This is a genomic window from Kluyvera intermedia (assembly GCF_034424175.1).
Taxonomy (GTDB): Bacteria; Pseudomonadota; Gammaproteobacteria; order Enterobacterales; family Enterobacteriaceae; genus Kluyvera; species Kluyvera intermedia.
The window spans coordinates 3,815,612-3,834,100 of sequence record NZ_CP139986.1 but is presented as its reverse complement, the minus strand read 5'-3'; the positions used below and the strand labels follow the sequence as shown (position 1 = coordinate 3,834,100).

General features: G+C 52.0%; 16 protein-coding genes. 9 read left to right on the top strand and 7 right to left on the bottom strand.

Annotated features, from left to right (window positions below):
• Nucleotides 1–130: 130 nt before the first annotated feature.
• Entirely contained in the window at nucleotides 131–865 is a 735-nt protein-coding gene (locus U0026_RS18565) for a GntR family transcriptional regulator (protein ID WP_062772109.1), read from the bottom strand.
• Between the two features lie 451 nt (nucleotides 866–1,316).
• On the opposite strand from U0026_RS18565, the gene tkt reads away from it, so the two are divergent.
• The 6 genes from tkt (at nucleotide 1,317) to erpA (ending at nucleotide 7,587) form a co-directional block, all read left to right on the top strand.
• Nucleotides 1,317–3,308, top strand: a complete 1,992-nt coding sequence (tkt, locus tag U0026_RS18560) for a transketolase (protein ID WP_062772112.1) — start codon at nucleotides 1,317–1,319, stop codon at nucleotides 3,306–3,308.
• Between the two features lie 39 nt (nucleotides 3,309–3,347).
• Nucleotides 3,348–3,812 carry a PTS sugar transporter subunit IIA gene (locus U0026_RS18555; protein WP_062772115.1) on the top strand — a complete coding sequence of 155 codons (465 nt, stop codon included), beginning with the start codon at nucleotides 3,348–3,350 and terminating at the stop codon, nucleotides 3,810–3,812.
• 33 nt (nucleotides 3,813–3,845) lie between these two features.
• Nucleotides 3,846–4,118, top strand: a complete 273-nt coding sequence (locus U0026_RS18550) for a PTS sugar transporter subunit IIB (RefSeq protein WP_062772118.1) — start codon at nucleotides 3,846–3,848, stop codon at nucleotides 4,116–4,118.
• Between the two features lie 40 nt (nucleotides 4,119–4,158).
• On the top strand, nucleotides 4,159–5,523 hold the full coding sequence (locus U0026_RS18545; protein WP_062772121.1) for a PTS ascorbate transporter subunit IIC: 1,365 nt from the start codon (nucleotides 4,159–4,161) through the stop codon (nucleotides 5,521–5,523).
• 218 nt (nucleotides 5,524–5,741) lie between these two features.
• Nucleotides 5,742–7,160: a H(+)/Cl(-) exchange transporter ClcA gene (clcA, locus tag U0026_RS18540; RefSeq protein ID WP_062772124.1), complete on the top strand. Its 1,419-nt coding sequence runs from the start codon at nucleotides 5,742–5,744 to the stop codon at nucleotides 7,158–7,160.
• A gap of 82 nt (nucleotides 7,161–7,242) precedes the next feature.
• Complete coding sequence (gene erpA / locus U0026_RS18535) at nucleotides 7,243–7,587, top strand: iron-sulfur cluster insertion protein ErpA (protein ID WP_062772127.1); 345 nt, start codon at nucleotides 7,243–7,245, stop codon at nucleotides 7,585–7,587.
• 151 nt (nucleotides 7,588–7,738) lie between these two features.
• On the opposite strand, the gene U0026_RS18530 is transcribed toward erpA, so the two are convergent.
• The 3 genes from U0026_RS18530 to mtnN are packed head-to-tail and all read right to left on the bottom strand — an operon-like array spanning nucleotide 7,739 to nucleotide 9,868.
• Complete coding sequence (locus tag U0026_RS18530; protein ID WP_062772130.1) at nucleotides 7,739–8,362, bottom strand: TRIC cation channel family protein; 624 nt, start codon at nucleotides 8,360–8,362, stop codon at nucleotides 7,739–7,741.
• 14 nt (nucleotides 8,363–8,376) lie between these two features.
• The gene (gene btuF / locus U0026_RS18525; RefSeq protein WP_062772133.1) at nucleotides 8,377–9,177 is read right to left on the bottom strand and encodes a vitamin B12 ABC transporter substrate-binding protein BtuF; all 801 of its coding nucleotides are present in this window, start codon (nucleotides 9,175–9,177) and stop codon (nucleotides 8,377–8,379) included.
• Nucleotides 9,170–9,868, bottom strand: coding sequence for a 5'-methylthioadenosine/S-adenosylhomocysteine nucleosidase (mtnN, locus tag U0026_RS18520; RefSeq protein WP_062772136.1), 699 nt, complete (start codon nucleotides 9,866–9,868; stop codon nucleotides 9,170–9,172). Before mtnN ends, btuF begins: the two co-directional genes overlap by 8 nt.
• A gap of 83 nt (nucleotides 9,869–9,951) precedes the next feature.
• Between mtnN and dgt the strand changes: the two genes are divergently transcribed.
• The 3 genes from dgt to cdaR all read left to right on the top strand — a co-directional run bounded on the left by dgt (nucleotide 9,952) and on the right by cdaR (nucleotide 14,361).
• The gene (gene dgt, locus U0026_RS18515; protein WP_062772139.1) at nucleotides 9,952–11,466 is read left to right on the top strand and encodes a dGTPase; all 1,515 of its coding nucleotides are present in this window, start codon (nucleotides 9,952–9,954) and stop codon (nucleotides 11,464–11,466) included.
• Nucleotides 11,467–11,601: 135 nt separating this feature from the next.
• Nucleotides 11,602–13,044, top strand: coding sequence for a serine endoprotease DegP (gene degP / locus U0026_RS18510; protein ID WP_062772142.1), 1,443 nt, complete (start codon nucleotides 11,602–11,604; stop codon nucleotides 13,042–13,044).
• Nucleotides 13,045–13,203: 159 nt separating this feature from the next.
• Nucleotides 13,204–14,361, top strand: coding sequence for a DNA-binding transcriptional regulator CdaR (gene cdaR, locus U0026_RS18505; protein WP_062772145.1), 1,158 nt, complete (start codon nucleotides 13,204–13,206; stop codon nucleotides 14,359–14,361).
• 95 nt (nucleotides 14,362–14,456) lie between these two features.
• Here cdaR and U0026_RS18500 read toward each other — a convergent pair whose 3' ends face one another.
• The 3 genes from U0026_RS18500 to glnD all read right to left on the bottom strand — a co-directional run bounded on the left by U0026_RS18500 (nucleotide 14,457) and on the right by glnD (nucleotide 18,484).
• The gene (locus U0026_RS18500; protein ID WP_062772148.1) at nucleotides 14,457–14,846 is read right to left on the bottom strand and encodes a DUF3461 family protein; all 390 of its coding nucleotides are present in this window, start codon (nucleotides 14,844–14,846) and stop codon (nucleotides 14,457–14,459) included.
• A 107-nt stretch (nucleotides 14,847–14,953) separates the two neighbouring features.
• Nucleotides 14,954–15,778 (bottom strand): 2,3,4,5-tetrahydropyridine-2,6-dicarboxylate N-succinyltransferase, encoded by an 825-nt coding sequence (dapD, locus tag U0026_RS18495; protein ID WP_062772151.1) that lies wholly within the window; start codon nucleotides 15,776–15,778, stop codon nucleotides 14,954–14,956.
• 33 nt (nucleotides 15,779–15,811) lie between these two features.
• Entirely contained in the window at nucleotides 15,812–18,484 is a 2,673-nt protein-coding gene (glnD, locus tag U0026_RS18490) for a bifunctional uridylyltransferase/uridylyl-removing protein GlnD (protein WP_062772154.1), read from the bottom strand.
• Between the last annotated feature and the right edge of the window lie 5 nt (nucleotides 18,485–18,489).

Here is an 18,489-nt window from a genome sequence, read left to right as displayed (position 1 = left end):
TTATTCTAAATTATTCCGCGGAGGTTATGAAATTTTTGGCCGTTTTGGATGAACACCAGGCGGGGTTTAACGCCTCTGAGATCTTACGGCCAGATTTTACGTAGCGGGAGCTTAATCGTTAAGAGTCGGTTTACGAGCGGCTCGAATTTTGTCGCAGTGGGAAAATACGCGTGTTAATGATGGCAATATTGACCTCGCAAGGCGTCCCATCATCCAGATAAACCGTTTCATCCAGTTCCATCACGGCGTCATTATCTTGAAGATTCAAGAGATTAATAATGTCTTCATCGTGAAGATTGAGGGCCGTTAAATTCTGATCGCGGCGCTGGACTTTTTTCCCTGTGATACTTTCGATATAGCTATATTTTGATATTTCGAGCTGACTTAATTCCATGCTGGTGAACATATTAACCGGCAGATGGATATGCTCAAGCGCCACGGGAATATCGTCAAAGCACATCAGGCGTAAAATTTTATAAATCTGGTCGCTATTTTTGATGCGTAATGACTGCGCCATTTCCGGGGTTGGCACTTTCATTATGCTGAATTTAATGACTTTTCTGACGCCTTTGTGACCATTCTTCTGCGCCTGAAAATCAAAAGGGGAGAGGGCATGAAACCGTCCCGAATGATTACTTTTACCAATAGAACCGACGAATAGACCGGAGCCTTTCACGCGATAAATACGCTGCTGCTCGATAAGCAGACGCGTCGCTTCCCGCACCGTCGCCCGCGTGATGCCGATATTTTTGGCAATCGCAATCTCGGTATCCAGTTTATCCCCAGGTAAAAGGTTGTCGGTCTTTATTTTCCTGAGAATGTAATCGACTACCTCTTTTTGCTTCTCTGTGATGCCATCGACCATCGACTTTGTTCCTAACCAAGGTGAGCTGAATCCTGCCTACATGTATGCCTGACTTTGTTTTCTATCGACCAGACCGTTCACGTCAGATTGTGAGCAAGTTAACGAATTTGGATCAACAAACACCGCATCTCAATAAAATCCATTTTTGCATATTGTATCTGGACACGTCTATGTGCATCATCGAGATGACTAGACAAGTGAAACATGTATAGACTTATGTTGTTGCTCGTAAGAATGCAGTAAAAACGGAATAAATATAAGTAATCAATTGTATTTTAATGTTTATTCTTCCCGTTTTTACCGAGTTCGTATAGGCGGTAGATGTCAGTAAGCCATAATTTATCATCATAAAAACAAAGGTTTCTGACGACATGTCTGTTCATGTTGGCCCGGGGACAAAACCCCAGAAACGTGATTATTGAACGTAAAATCCAGGTTAAGAGAGAGACGTATGAGCAGCAGAAAGTTAGCGAATGCCATCAGGATCCTGAGCGTCGATGCGATTCAAAAAGCCAACTCCGGTCACCCGGGCGCACCGATGGGAATGGCCGATATTGCTGAAGTGGTTTGGCGTCGTCACCTTCGCCATAACCCGAAAAATCCGCAATGGTTCAACCGCGATCGTTATGTTCAGTCGAATGGTCATGGCTCCATGCTGATTTACTCTCTGTTGCACCTTACCGGCTATGACCTGAGCATGAATGATATTCGTGACTTCCGTCAGCTCCATTCTCGTACGCCGGGCCATCCAGAATATGGTTATACCCCAGGCGTGGAAACCACCACCGGCCCGTTGGGGCAGGGGGTTGCCAATGCCGTTGGGATGGCGATTGCCGAAAAAGCGCTGGCCGCTGAATTTAATAAACCTGGGTTTGATATCGTCGATCACCACACCTGGTTGTTCCTGGGCGATGGCTGCTTGATGGAAGGCATCTCCCATGAAGCCTGTAGCCTTGCCGGTACTCTGGGGCTGGGGAACCTGATTGCCGTCTGGGATGACAACGGTATCTCTATCGATGGTCATGTCGAAGGCTGGTTTGCAGATGATACTGCGGCACGTTTTCGCGCCTACGGTTGGCATGTGATTGATGGTATTGATGGCCACGATTCGCAGGCCATTGATGCCGCTGTTCAGGAAGCCAAAAAGGTCACTGATAAGCCAAGCCTCTTATGCTGCAAAACGATTATCGGTTTCGGTTCACCGAATAAAGCGGACAGCCATGAGTGCCACGGTTCGGCGCTGGGTGCCGATGAAGTTGCACGGGTTCGCGAACAATTGCAGTGGCCGTATCCTGCATTCGAGATCCCGGCAGATATTTATGACGCTTGGGATGCGACGCAAAAAGGGGCGCAGGATCAGCAAGCGTGGGATGCCCTGTTTGCCGATTATGCGAAGCAGTGGCCTGAACTGGCCGCTGAATTTACTCGCCGTATGAAGGGCGAACTGCCTGCGGAATGGGCCGAAAATATCCATCAGTATGTACATGATTTACAGGCAAATCCGGCAGCGCTGGCTACGCGTCAGGTTAGCCAGAAATGTTTGAATTTCCTTGCGGATATGCTGCCGGAGTTGATGGGCGGGTCGGCGGATCTCTCGCCATCAAACCTGACCCGGCACCAGAAGTCCGTCGATTTTAGCGCTGACAATGCCGCTGGAAACTATATCTCGTATGGCGTCCGTGAATTTGGCATGTCAGCCATCATGAATGGTCTGGCGCTACACGGTGGGTTTATTCCTTACGGCGGTACGTTCCTGATGTTTATGGAATATGCCCGCAACGCGCTGCGCATGGCGGCGCTGATGAAGATTCGCTCGGTGTTTGTCTATACCCATGACACGATTGGTCTCGGTGAAGATGGCCCAACGCATCAGCCGGTCGAACAGCTGGCGTCACTGCGCTTAACGCCGAATATGGAAACCTGGCGCGGGTGCGATCAGGTTGAGGTGGCGGTGTCGTGGCAGCAGGCGATTGAGCGAAAAGATGGGCCGTCGGCGCTGGTGCTGACCCGTCAGCCGCTTGAGCAACAGTCTCGCAACGACGAGCAGCTCAAGGCGATTTCCCGCGGTGGATATGTGCTGGTGGATTGCGAAGGTGTGCCGGAATTGATATTGATCTCAGCAGGTTCTGAGGTTGAACTGGCGGTTGCCGCTGCTCGTACCTTGCAGCAGGAAGGTCATCAGATCCGTGTAGTGTCGATGCCTTGTACCGAACGTTTTGATAAGCAGGACGAACAGTACAAAGAATCCGTCTTGCCGAAGCAGGTTCGCCGCCGCCTGGCCGTTGAAGCCAGTATTGAAGGGTTCTGGGAGCGTTACGTAGGTCTTGATGGAAAAGTGATTGGCATGAACTCATTCGGTGAGTCAGCGCCAGCCAGCGTGCTCTTCAAATACTTTGGTTTTACGGTAGGAAATGTGACTGAAACGGCACGTAACATGCTTTAGCCACCCCTTTTTTCTTATTAAGAACGATAGGTAACATCCATGCCAACATTATCTAACTGGCTGAATAAAGACAAAGTTCAGTATGTTGAGTCCGTCGCGGACTGGAAAGAAGCGATTCAGATTGCAGGTCGTCCACTGCTGGAGGAAGGGGCGATTTCCCCGGCCTATATCGATTCGATTATCAAACAGAAAGAAGAGATCGGTCCCTATTTTGTTATTGCACCACGTATTGCGATGCCGCATACGCGGCCAGAACAGGGGGCAATGGCGCTGGGATTGTCTATTGTGAAACTGGGTCAGGCGGTGGAGTTTCATTCTGAAGAAAACGATCCGGTTGATGCGATTTTTATGTTCTCAGCACCGGACAGTAACAGCCATATTGAAATGATTTCGCAGTTGGCCGAAGTGCTTTCTGATGACGAAGTCATGCAGCAAATTTTTGATAGCAAAAGTTCAGCGCAGTTGCAGGCGATTTTGCTCGGTGAAGCGCCAGCTTCTTGTTAAATATACCTTAAGCGAAAAATAACGAGGTCTACTATGAAAATCATGGCGGTATGTGGCTCCGGTCTGGGTAGCAGCTTTATGATGGAAATGAACATCAAGAAAGTGCTCAAAAAAATTAATGTGACGGCTGACGTTGACCATTCTGATTTGGGTTCAGTAACCCCGGATCTGGCGGATGTTTTCGTGATGGCAAAAGACATCGCCTTCAGCGCCAACCTTCCAGCCGATAAAGTTATTATTATCAATAATATTATCGACTTGAACGAAGTTGAACAAAAAATAAAAGACTACTTTGATCAGCAATAATTAAGTCGGGCAAGAAAAATACCCTGCTACAGAGGTTAATATGTTTGTTCAAAACTTAGTACAACTTATTGTCGATATCCTGAAGGTGCCATCAATCCTGGTCGGGTTGGTCGCATTATTCGGTTTGGTTGCCCAAAAAAAATCCTTCCCTGATGTGATTAAAGGTACCGTTAAAACGATACTGGGTTTTTTGGTGTTATCCGGCGGGGCGATGGTCCTGGTTGGCTCACTAACGCCACTCGGTGATATCTTTAAACAAGCCTTTGATGTACAGGGTATTATCCCAAACAACGAAGCCATGGTCTCCATTGCGCTGGAGAAATATGGTGCGCCTACTACGCTGATTATGGCGTTTGGTATGGTCGCGAATATCGTTGTTGCTCGTTTCACACGATTGAAATATATCTACCTTTCCGGGCATGTGACCTTCTACATGGCCTGTATGGTGGCGATTATTCTCTCTGTTGCTGGTTTCGAAGGCGTACAGCTTATTTATACCGGTTCGCTGGCGCTGGGTATGCTGATGGCCTTTTTTCCTGCCATTGCGCAACCTTATATGCGTAAAATTATCGGTAGCGATCAGGTTGCTTTGGCGCACACCGGTACGATTGGCTACGTGCTTTCTGGATGGATTGGCTCTGTCGTCGGTAAAGGTTCTAAATCTACCGAAGAGATGAATATGCCTAAGAACCTGAGCTTCTTACGCGATAGTACGATTTCAATCTCGCTGACCATGATGATCATTTATCTGGTGCTGTCGATTTCAGCCGGTAAAGAGTACGTTGAAAGTCATTTCAGTAACGGTCAGAACTACCTGGTGTACTCGTTTATTCAGGCGATCACGTTTGCGGCTGGGGTATTCATTATCCTGCAAGGGGTGCGTTTAATCCTGGCTGAGATCGTGCCAGCGTTTACCGGCTTCTCTGAACGTCTGGTCCCGAATGCACGACCAGCGCTGGATTGCCCAATTGTTTTCCCCTATGCCCCTAATGCGGTATTGGTTGGCTTTATTTCGAGCTTTATCGGCGGGCTGGTTGGGCTGTTTATTCTGGGCCAACTGAAATGGGTACTTATTCTTCCAGGCGTTGTTCCTCACTTCTTCTGTGGTGCGACTGCGGGCGTGTTTGGTAATGCGACTGGCGGGAAACGCGGCGCGATTATCGGGGCATTTGCGCACGGTATTCTCATCACGTTCTTACCTGTTGCGCTGATTCCGGTGCTCGGTGCGCTCGGGTTAACCAACACCACGTTCTCCGATACCGATTTCGGCGTCGTCGGGATTATCCTTGGCAACATGGCTCGTTTTATGACGCCAGGCACGATAACCATGACGATTACTGGTATCTTTGCCCTGCTGGTTATCTATAACTTTGTCGGCAAAAAGAAAGTTGTTGTTGAAGAGTAAGCCATCGTTTTAAGTAACAGATGCCTCCCTTTGGGAGGCATCTTCAATTTGAAAGTCCCTCAATTCCATTTTCTTTTGGTTCACGCTAACCGGTAATGAACTAAAATTTCACCTCGCAGTAACAAAGCATTCATGGCGCAATTTTTTCGCGACGTAGCGCACATGTCTGGGTAAAATACCCTCCCTTCCTATTTGTATTACCAATTAATGATAACGGTATGAAAGCTGAGATAACCCCTTTAGAGGCACAACGGATTGTTCGTTTACGCCGCCGCGATGTGGTGCGTAAACTGCTGAACCGCGATAAAACGCCGCTGATGGTGCTCTTGTCGGCGGCAATTGTCGGTACCCTGGTTGGGTTAGTGGGCGTCGCATTTGAACATGCGGTGAACTGGGTCCAAAACATTCGCATTGGCACGCTGGCGCAAGTTGCCGATCATTGGTTTATCGTCTGGCCGCTGGCATTTATTTTATCAGCCCTGCTGGCTATGCTCGGCTACTGGCTGGTACGCCGCTTTGCGCCAGAGGCTGGCGGTTCGGGGATCCCCGAAATTGAAGGTGCGTTGGAAGAACTGCGTCCGGTGCGCTGGTGGCGCGTGTTGCCGGTAAAATTTGTCGGTGGCATGGGCACGCTCGGTGCGGGTATGGTGCTTGGACGTGAAGGGCCGACGGTACAAATCGGTGGCAATATCGGGCGCATGGTCGGAGACATCTTCCGCCAGCGTGGCGAAGAGTCGCGTCATACGCTGCTGGCGACCGGTGCGGCGGCGGGGCTGTCGGCGGCCTTCAATGCGCCGCTGGCAGGCATCTTGTTTATCATCGAAGAGATGCGTCCGCAGTTTCGCTATAGCCTGATTTCGATTAAAGCGGTGTTCGTCGGCGTCATTATGTCGAGCGTGGTGTTCCGTATCTTCAATGGTGAAACGCCGGTGATTGAAGTCGGTAAACTGACCAATGCGCCGGTGAATACGCTGTGGCTGTACCTGGTGCTGGGGATTATCTTTGGTTGCGTCGGGCCGCTGTTCAACACGCTGGTGCTGAAAACCCAGGATATGTTCTTTCGCATTCATGGCGGCAATATTAAGAAATGGGTGCTGATTGGCGGTCTGATTGGCGGCGGCTGCGGCATTCTTGGACTGTTTCAACCGGCTGCGTCAGGCGGTGGATTCAGCCTTATCCCGATTGCCGCCGCAGGAAACTATACCGTTGGCGCGCTGCTGTTCTTATTTGTTGCCCGCGTATTAACCACATTGCTGTGTTTCTCTTCTGGTGCGCCTGGCGGGATTTTTGCGCCGATGCTGGCATTGGGCACGCTGCTGGGGACGGCATTTGGCATGGCGGCGATGAGTCTGTTTCCAGCCTACCATCTGGAAGCGGGCACTTTTGCTATTGCCGGAATGGGCGCGCTGTTGGCGGCCTCGGTGCGTGCTCCACTCACCGGAATCGTATTGGTGCTGGAGATGACCGATAATTACCAGCTCATTTTGCCAATGATTATTACCGGACTCGGTGCCACGCTATTAGCGCAGTTCCTCGGCGGACAGCCGCTCTACGCCACGATCCTGGCGCGAACCCTGGCCAAGCAAGAAGCCGAGCAAGAGGCGAAAGCCCGACAGTCGGCGCCGGAGAATACTTGAACGATTTACTCGGGTATTAGATAATGACACAAAGAGTCGGGTGAATATTAACCTGGACCTGCAGTATTAATGGGAGCAAAAAATGAGTGATGACGTAGTGCTGCCGCTGGAGTTTACCGACGCCGCAGCCAAAAAAGTAAAATTCCTGATAGCGGATGAAGAAAATCCAAACCTGAAACTGCGCGTGTATATCACGGGCGGCGGTTGCAGTGGCTTCCAGTATGGTTTTACTTTTGATGACCAGATCAACGACGGCGATATGACTATCGAGAAACAGGGCGTAGGCCTGGTAGTTGACCCAATGAGCCTGCAATATCTGGTGGGCGGTGCCGTGGATTACACTGAAGGGCTGGAAGGTTCACGCTTTATCGTGACTAACCCGAACGCGACCAGCACCTGCGGCTGTGGTTCGTCGTTCAGCATCTGATGCGTTGAGTGGCACTACGCTGTGAATTCTAATTGCCCGCCTTTTGGCGGGCAATTTCACATGTAGCCCGGCCAAGCGCAGCGCCGCCGGGGCCGGCTCGGTGCTCATCCCGGCGGCGCTGTGCTTGGCCGGGCTACCACAGGCGTTGCTGTTAGCGCCCGTTATCATCCAGCGCGAAGGTGGGCAGCTTCAGATGCCAGCGGATCGCCGCCAGGCGAATAGCGAGTGTGACGACCATCCCCATCATACTGGCGTTTTCCAGCGGAATATTGAAGGTGTAATAGGCCGTGGCGTGAACAATGCCGCCAGCAATACAGGCCGTGGCGTAGATTTCAGTGCGCAGGATCATCGGTATTTCACGCGCCAGCACGTCACGAATGATCCCGCCGCCGACGCCGGTGACTACACCCATGCATATTGCAACCAGTGGCCCAGAGTGAGCGATAAACGCTTTGTTGACGCCAATGCCAACGAATACCGCCAGGCCGACAGCATCCAGAACCGGCAGCACCCATTTGGGTAAGCGGCGCGGCTGACGCACCAGCACGATGGTTAACATACAGGTCACCATGGCGACGACCAGGTCGGTTGGATCTTTAACCCAGAATACCGGGCCGTTGGCCAACGCCATGTCCCGGATAGTCCCGCCGCCGACGGCGGTGACTACGCCCAACACCAGCACACCAAACGGGTCCATGCGCAGCTTGCCCGCCAGCAATACGCCAGAGACCGCGAAAACGATGGTGCCTACAATATCCAGCCAGTAAACCAGCATGACCAATTATCCCGTTAATGAGCCTGCTCTAACGCAGTACAGAGTTGTTTTGCGGCGAGGATAATACGTGGGCTTGCTCGCTCAAACCAGTCACTATTAAGGGGAATAATAGGGATTGTGAGCTGACTGGCCCAGTAATGCTGAATTTTCGGAATTTGACTCTCATCGCCTGCGGCGACAATGGCCTGCGGTTGGCGCATTAACACTTGTTCACGGCTCACCTGCGGCCATGAGACGCGGCTATCGGCGAAGATGTTTTCACCGCCGCAAATCTCCAGCACCTGGTTTTGAATCGCGCTTTTATTGCTGGTGAAAATGGGATTGAAACCAAACTGCATAAACACTCGTTTCTTCGGCGCGTTGGCGTACTGTGCTTTGAGCTGCGTGTAGTCGCGTAGCAGTGCGGCGGCAGCCTGCTCGGCTTTATCGGGCGTAGGACTCCATTTCGCCAACTGACGTAATGAGGCGGCAATGTCCTCAATACGATGGTTATCGACCCATAATACGGTGATCCCAAGCGCTCGCAGTTGATTCACCTGGCGTTCGGCATTGCCTTCTTTCCACGCCAGCACCAGATCGGGATGCAGCGCGACAATGCGTTCCAGATTAATGCCCTGCCAGGAAGCTACCTGCTCAATATTTTTGGCTTCGGCCGGATAGTCAGACCAGGCGCTCACGCCGATGGGCGTTATTCCGGCGGCAAAGGCCAGTTCGGTATTGGCTGGGGAGAGGGAGATAACCCGCGGCGCGGCGTATAGCCACGCCGGAGCGCTAAGCAGCAGGGCCAGTAGCCCTGTCATGAGTCGCTTAGCCACGCGCCAGTTTCTGCACTAGCGTTTCAACCATCAGCGTTGACTGCTTCGCCGCTATCGCGAGGAACTCGTCAAAGCTCAGATGGGACTGCTGGTCGGCAACGTCTGAGATTGCGCGTACGACCACAAACGGTACGGCAAAGCTGTGACAAACGTGAGCAATCGCCGTGGCTTCCATCTCAACGGCAATCGCCTGCGGGAAGTTGTGGCGGATTTTTGCCAGCCCAACGGAACCGTTGATGAAAGCGTCGCCGCTCACGATAAGGCCACGAACTGCGTTCAGGTCGAGAGATTTAATGCAGTCTTCAGCGGCGGCAACCAGTTTGTCGTCCGCTTTAAAGCCCGCAGGGCACCCGGCCATTTGACCTATTTCGTAGCCGAATGCGGTGACGTCGGCATCGTGGTAGCGCGCTTCGTCAGAGACCACAATATCGCCCACTTTCAGAGTCGGTGCGAGGCCGCCTGCGGAACCGGTATTAATGATGACATCCGGCTGGCAGCGCTCCAGCAACAGGGTTACGCCCATTGCGGCGGCGACTTTACCAATGCCGGATTTCAGCAACGCGACGTCAACGCCGTTCAACTGCCCGGTGTAGATTTCGCTACCGCCAAGGGTGATGGTCTGACGATTTTCGATTTTGTCACGCAGCAGCGTAACTTCTTCTTCCATTGCGCCAATAATGCCGATTTTCATAGATTTACTCGCGATGTGCCATGTTTAAAGGCATAGTCTATCATGCGGTTCAGGGGAAGCGCATTTCTCGCGACGGAGAGGTTATGGCTAAGATTGATTTCCGCAATAAAATTAACTGGCGTCGGCGCTATCGTTCACCTCAAGGCGTAGGTTCAGAACATGAAGTTCTGCGCATTTTTGAAAGCGATCGCGGGCGCATTATTAACTCGCCGGCTATTCGTCGTTTGCAGCAGAAAACGCAGGTATTCCCTCTGGAGCGCAATGCCGCAGTGCGCACACGTCTGACGCACTCGCTGGAAGTGCAGCAGGTGGGTCGCTATATTGCCAAAGAGATTCTGAGCCGCCTGAAAGAGAAAAATCTGCTCGCGACCTACGGACTTGATGAACTGACCGGGCCGTTTGAAAGCGTGGTTGAGATGGCGTGCCTGATGCATGACATTGGCAATCCGCCTTTTGGTCACTTTGGCGAGGCGGCGATCAACGACTGGTTTAGCCAGCGTCTGGCGCCGAAAGATGCACGGCAGCAGCCGCAAAGCCATGATCGCTGTGAAGTTATCGATCTCAAGCTGCGGGAAGGTGAAGACGCGCTTAACCTGCTGCGTAGCAAAGTACGGCAGGATTTGTGTCATTTTGAAGGGAATGCCCAGGGCATCCGCTTGGTACATACCCTGATGCGCATGAATCTGACCTGGGCGCAGGTAGGGTGTATTTTAAAATACACCCGTCCCGCCTGGTGGGCGAATGATGTACCGAAAACGCATAGCTACTTAATGAAAAAGCCGGGTTATTACCTGGCAGAAGAACAGTATATTGAGCGCCTGCGTAAAGAACTGGAGTTGGCGCCTTACAATCGTTTCCCATTAACCTGGATTATGGAAGCAGCGGATGATATTTCATATTGCGTTGCTGACCTTGAAGATGCAGTAGAAAAACGAATCTTTAGCGTTGAACAGCTTTACCAGCACTTATATGATGCCTGGCCCGCTCATACAAAAGGCTCGCTGTTCGCACAGGTTGTCGAGAGTGCGTGGGATAAATCTCGGGCGAATTCATTAAGTCGGAGTGCTGAAGATCAGTTCTTTATGTATTTGCGCGTGAATACATTAAATAAGCTGGTGCCGTATGCTGCACAGCGCTTTATCGATAATCTGCCGCAGATTTTTGATGGTGATTTTAATCACGCGCTTCTTGAAGATGAAAGTAGCTATAGCGAGTTATTGGCCTTATATAAAAATGTGGCAATAAAACATGTGTTTAGCCATCCGGAGGTCGAGCAGCTTGAATTGCAGGGCTACCGGGTGATCGGTGGTTTACTCGATATTTATGCGCCGCTGTTAAAATTATCGCTGAGTGAATTTAGTGAACTGGTTGAACATGAGCGAGTAAGGCACCTGCCAATAGAATCCCGGCTTTTTTGCAAGCTCTCAACGCGTCATCGTTTAGCTTACGTTGAGGCAGTTAATAAAATATCACGTGACGATGTGGAATTTCCGGTCATGGAATATTATTATCGCTGTCGCCTGCTTCAGGATTATATCAGCGGAATGACTGACCTCTACGCATGGGATGAATATCGTCGCTTGATGGCGGTAGAATAATCATAAGTTTTGTAAAGACGCTCAATAAATTTTTACTTTCCCAAGTGCAATTGCAGGGAACTTAGTGCCATAAAGTGAATCTGATTAGTCACGAACATCGTAACTTTGCGTAATCTGAAATTGAGATTGAAACACATGAAAAAAACCACGTTAGCAATGAGTGCACTGGCTCTTAGTTTAAGTCTGGCTCTGTCTCCGTTGTCCGCTAGCGCGGCCGAGACGGCATCTTCAACCGCGTCTGCTGCGCAGCCAATGCCGAGCCTGGCGCCGATGCTGGAAAAAGTGATGCCGTCTGTCGTCAGCATTAATGTTGAAGGCAGCACAACGGTAAATACCCCGCGCATGGGGCGTAACTTCCAGCAATTCTTTGGTGACAATTCACCATTCTGTCAGGACGGTTCACCGTTCCAGAGTTCTCCGTTCTGCCAGGGCGGTGGTCCTCAGGGCGGTAACGGCGGTGGCAACCCACAGCAGCAGAAATTTATGGCCCTGGGTTCTGGGGTGGTGATTGACGCGGCGAAAGGCTATGTCGTCACCAACAACCACGTGGTTGATAACGCCACCGTGATTAAGGTTCAGTTGAGCGATGGCCGCAAATTTGACGCGAAAGTGGTGGGTAAAGACCCGCGCTCTGATATTGCGCTGATCCAAATTCAGGATCCGAAAAACCTGACGGCGATTAAGCTGGCGGACTCTGACGCGTTGCGCGTCGGTGATTACACCGTGGCAATCGGTAACCCGTTTGGTCTGGGTGAAACCGTGACTTCCGGTATTGTTTCCGCGCTGGGCCGTAGCGGCCTGAACGTTGAAAACTATGAAAACTTTATTCAGACCGATGCGGCGATCAACCGGGGTAACTCCGGCGGCGCGCTGGTTAACCTCAACGGCGAGCTTATCGGTATTAACACCGCGATCCTCGCACCGGACGGCGGTAACATCGGTATCGGTTTTGCTATCCCAAGCAACATGGTGAAAAACCTGACTGACCAGATGGTGAAATTTGGTCAGGTTAAACGCGGTGAATTGGGCATTATGGGGACCGAGCTGAACTCTGAGCTGGCGAAAGCGATGAAAGTTGACGCTCAGCGCGGCGCGTTCGTAAGCCAGGTTCTGCCAAACTCTTCTGCGGCGAAAGCGGGTATTAAAGCCGGTGATGTGATTACCACGTTGAACGGCAAACCTATCAGCAGCTTTGCAGCACTGCGCGCGCAGGTAGGTACAATGCCAATCGGCAGCAAAATCAGCCTCGGCCTGCAGCGTGATGGTAAACCGGTGACGGTGGAAATCGAACTGCAGCAGAGCAGTCAGAATCAGGTTGATTCCAGCTCTATCTTCAGCGGTATTGAAGGTGCTGAGATGAGCAACAAGGGTCAGGATAAGGGCGTGGTCGTGAGCACCGTGAAGGCGGGTACGCCAGCGGCGCAAATTGGCCTGAAGAAAGGGGACGTTATTGTTGGCGCTAACCAGCAAGCGGTGAAAAACATCGCCGAGCTGCGTAAAATCCTCGATAGCAAACCTTCGGTATTGGCGCTGAATATCCAGCGTGGCGATACCTCTATCTACCTGTTGATGCAGTAATCTAAAATCAAACCCTTTCCCCATACTGGGGGAAGGGTTTATCCCGCCGTAATGTGAAGCTCCCCACAACTCCATAGATCTCAACCCTGCTTTGTGCATTTGCACAGTGCGGGTCTTTATCTTCTTTCTTATCATGTAACCTGCTCACAGGAGGGGTTCATGGCTAGTTGGCATCTCGATACTAAAATGGCGCAGGATATCGTGGCGCGTACCATGCGCATTATCGATACCAATATCAACGTAATGGATGCCCGTGGGCGCATTATTGGTAGCGGCGATCGCGAGCGTATTGGTGAATTGCACGAAGGTGCGTTGCTGGTGCTGTCTCAGGGACGTGTGGTCGATATCGATGATGCGGTCGCCCGTCACCTGCATGGAGTACGCCAGGGGATTAACCTGCCGCTGCGTCTTGAAGGCGAGATTGTCGGCGTTATTGGGCTGACCGGTGAGCCGGAGACGCTGCGCAAATACGGTGAACTGGTCTGCATGACGGCGGAGATGATGCTAGAGCAGTCGCGTCTGATGCACCTTTTAGCCCAGGATAGCCGCCTGCGTGAAGAGCTGGTGATGAACCTTATTCAGGCCGAGGAGAATACCCCTGCGCTGACCGAGTGGGCTCAGCGTCTGGGCATTGACCTTAACCAGCCGCGTGTGGCTGCGGTGGTGGAGGTCGATAGCGGGCAGTTGGGCGTGGATAGCGCGATGGCGGAGCTACAGCAACTGCAAAACGCGCTGACGACCCCGGAGCGGAATAACCTGATTGCAATTGTGTCGCTGACCGAAATGGTAGTGCTGAAACCGGCATTAAATCCGTTTGGGCGCTGGGATGCGGAAGATCATCAGAAACGGGTTGAGCAGTTAATATCGCGGATGAAAGAGAACGGGCATCTGCGTTTTCGCGTGGCGCTGGGTAACTACTTCACTGGCCCAGGGAGTATTGCTCGTTCTTATCGTACTGCTCGCACTACGATGATGGTCGGCAAGCAGCGCATGCCCGAAAGCCGCAGCTATTTTTACCAGGATTTGATGTTACCGGTGCTGCTGGACAGTTTGCGTGGCGGTTGGCAAGCTAACGAGCTTTCCCGCCCATTACTGCGCCTGAAAGCGATGGATAACAACGGCCTGCTGCGTCGTACGTTGGCTGCCTGGTTCCGCCATAACGTCCAGCCATTAGCGACCTCGAAGGCGCTGTTTATTCACCGTAACACGCTGGAGTATCGACTCAATCGAATCTCGGAACTGACTGGGCTGGATTTGGGGAATTTTGACGATCGTTTGCTGTTGTATATTGCGTTGCAGTTAGATGAACAACGGTGATAAAACCCGGCGGCGCTGCGCTTAGCCGGGCTACAATCGTGCCTATTTGTAGCCCGGCTAAGCGCAGCGCCGCCGGGGAAAAATGGCACTAAAACTTATTTATTACGTGTCAGTTTTTCCAGATCCGCTTCAATTTCGCTGATCTTATTGGTGACGACGCTTTCAAGATGACGCAGATCGTCAAGGATCTTACGTTTCAGATCGACTTCCGTGCGATCGCGCTGACAGATTTGATCTAACTCATCAATAATGTAGCGCAGGTTAGGACTGATCTCCTGAACTTCTTTAAAGCCCTGACCAATGCCATCGGCGGCCACGGTTTTACGCTGGCGTGGATATTTGAACTTCACGCTTTTGGCGAAAAATTCACCCTTATCCTTTTGAAAATAGATTTTCAGGATATCGTTGTTGGCTTCCTGCCGGAGGCTGTAACGATCGATTTCATCAGGATTGGTAATGCCCAAACTTTTCAGATTATCGTACATAGCGGTACCCTTGATCTAAATTAACTATTGAATAATTAACGAAAAAATCATTTTCCGCCAGCGTGAGGATAAAAAAAAGCGGGGTAGCCCCCGCTTTTCATATCTTATTAATCGATAGTACGCAGCAGTTCGTTGATACCCACTTTACCGCGGGTTTTCGCGTCTACTTTCTTCACGATTACCGCGCAGTACAGGCTGTACTTACCGTCTTTAGACGGCAGGTTGCCGGAAACGACAACCGAGCCTGCAGGCACACGGCCGTAGAAGACTTCACCGGTTTCACGGTCGTAGATTTTGGTGCTCTGGCCCAGGTAGACGCCCATGGAGATAACGGAACCTTCTTCCACGATCACACCTTCAACGACTTCGGAGCGTGCGCCGATGAAGCAGTTGTCTTCAATGATGGTTGGGTTAGCCTGCAGAGGCTCCAGTACACCACCGATACCTACGCCGCCGGAAAGGTGAACGTTTTTACCGATCTGCGCGCAGGAACCCACGGTTGCCCAGGTATCCACCATAGAGCCTTCATCAACGTAAGCACCGATGTTTACGTAGGACGGCATCAGTACGGTGTTACGTGCAATATAAGCACCCTGACGAACGGCTGCCGGTGGCACCACGCGAAAACCTTCTTTCTGGAAACGCGCTTCGTCGTAGTCGGCGAATTTCATCGGTACTTTATCGAAGTAGCGGCTTTCCGCACCGTCGATAACCTGGTTATCGTTAATACGGAAAGAGAGCAGAACCGCTTTCTTCAGCCACTGGTGAGTGACCCACTGGCCGTCAATTTTTTCAGCGACACGCACCGCGCCGGAATCCAGCAGAGAAATAACCTGGTTGACCGCTTCGCGGGTTACGGTATCCACATTTGCCGGCGTGATGTCGGCGCGACGCTCAAAGGCGGACTCAATAACGTTCTGTAATTGCTGCATTGTTTACTCTTTCCATTTACTAATAAAAAATCGTTACCCTTTATCGTTTGGATTGAGGGCTGCTGTCAACCGTTGTTGTACTTCTTGTTGCAGCACATTATTAAGGGCACGCCGGTCGGCGGTGGCGATTATAAATAAATCTTCTACTCGTTCACCAATTGTCGTAATTCTGGCCCCGTGGAGCGAAATTCCGAGGTCGGCAAACACCTGTCCGACGCGGGCGAGTAGCCCGGGCTGATCGAGGGCGATAAGCTCAAGAAACGACCGACGGTCGGTATGGGTTGGCAGGAAATTGACCTCGGTATCGACGGAAAAGTGGCGCAGTTTGGCTGCCTGACGACGCGGTTGAGGTGGCTGCCAGCTGTGCTGAGTAATCGCCTGCTCAAGCCCTAAACGAATCGCCTCATGGCGATCGCCGGAGAGCGGGCTACCGTCGGGCTCAAGAACGATAAAGGAGTCCATCGCCATACCGTCGCGGGTGGTAAAGATTTGCGCGTCATGAACACTGAGATTGCGTCTGTCGAGTTCTGCGCAGACGGCGGCAAACAGATATGGCCTGTCCGGGCTCCAGATAAAGATCTCCGTGCCGCCACGGGTCGCCTGCGGACTCAGCAGGATCATCGGCTGGGTTAAGTCGTGTTTAAGCAAGTGACGGGCGTGCCATGCCAATTGGTTTGGCGTGTGGCGCACAAAGTAGTTGGCGCGACAGCGATTCCAGATCTGATGCAGCGCTTCCTCATTGATATTGTCCATACGCAGCAGCGCCAGCGCCTGCATCTGATGATGGCGCACGCGTTCGCGCATATCGGGCGTGTTTTGCATGCCGCGACGGAGCTGTTTTTCGGTGGCAAAGTACAGCTCGCGCAATAGGCTTTGCTTCCAGCTGTTCCATAAGGTTTCGTTGGTGGCGCAGATATCGGCCACCGTCAAGCACACCAGGAAGCGCAGGCGGTGCTCGGTCTGCACCTCTTCGGCGAACTGTTTGATCACTTCCGGATCCTGAATATCACGACGCTGCGCGGTGACCGACATCAGCAAATGCTGGCGTACCAGCCAGGCAACAAGCTGCGTTTCACGTGAATTTAGACCGTGCAGTTCGGCGAATTTCAGCACGTCTTGTGCGCCAAGCACCGAGTGATCGCCACCGCGTCCTTTGGCGATATCGTGGAACAGCGCGGCAATCAGGATCAGTTCCGGATGATTCAAGCGAGGCCAGAGATCAACGCACAGTGGGTGATTCGGGCGCGTTTCTTCATTCGCAAAACTTTCCAGCTTCAGCAGCACGCGAATCGTATGCTCATCAACGGTATAAGCATGGAACAGGTCAAACTGCATCTGACCGACAATATAGGACCACTGCGGCATATAGGCCCATAGTACGCTGTGGCGGTGCATCGGCAGAAGGCCACGTCTGACTGCACCGGGGTGGCGTAGCATATTCAGGAATAGAGAACGTGCTTCGGGGATATAGCACAGCGGCTCGGTCAGGTGGCGACGCGCATGGCGCAGATGGCGCAGGGTGGTGGAATAGATCCCCGTGATATTGCTGTTGCGCACCATCATATAGAACATACGCAGAATAGCCTGCGGCTCGCGGATAAACAGCGAGTCATCGCGCAGGTCGATAAGCGTTCCGCGTAGCTGAAAATCATCATCGATGGCGCGAGGTTTTTCATCTTCGGTCAGGGCAAGGATTGCTTCATCAAACAACTGCAATAGCATGTGATTGAGTTCACTCACCCGACGGGTGACGCGGTAGAAATCCTTCATCATATGTTCAATCGGCTGGTTGCCTTCGCCTTCGTATTTCAGGCGGCGGGCAACGCTGAGCTGGCGATCGAACAGTAGACGGTTGTCGTAGCGAGTCAGTTCCAGGTGCAGAGCAAACCGAATGCGCCACAACAGGTGCAGACACTCGTTGAGTTCATTACGCTCGGCCTCAGTCAGGAAGCCAAAGCTGACCATCTCGTCGAGCGAAGTGGCGCCAAAGTGGCGGCGTGCGACCCACTGAAGAGTCTGAATATCACGCAGGCCGCCGGGGCTGCTTTTAATATCGGGTTCGAGGTTATAGCTGGTGCCGTGATAACGCTGGTGGCGCGCTTCTTGTTCGGCAACCTTCGCCGGGAAGAAATTTTCTGAGGGCCAGAAGCCTTCACTGAAGACGTTTTTTTGCAATTCGAGGAACAGCGCGACGTCGCCAATCAACAGGCGTGACTCGATGAGGTTGGTGGCGACGGTTAAATCTGACAGCCCTTCCAGCAGGCACTCTTCCAGTGTACGCACGCTGTGACCCACTTCCAGCTTGAGATCCCACAGCAGCGTGAGTAACTCACCAATTTTCTGCGCCTGGTCGTCGGCGAGTTTGGTGCGACTTAGGATCAGCAAGTCCACATCAGAGAGCGGGTGTAGTTCACCGCGGCCATATCCCCCGACGGCGACCAGCGCGGCGTCGTCAACTTCACCAAAGCCGTAGAGTAACCACAGGCGTTGTAGCAATTGGTCAATAAATTCGGTGCGGGCTTCAAGCAACTGTTCGGCTGATGTGCCATTGTCGAAGGCCTCGCCCAGCCAATGCTGGAAATCATCCAGGCGGGGTTTGATCTCCGCGCAGGTCAGGCTACTCTCCGACCAGGTGACCGGGTACTCAGGTTGGCCGGGTAGGGTGGGGAGAATTGTGCAGGCCAGTTCAGGTATAAAATTCGTCATCACAC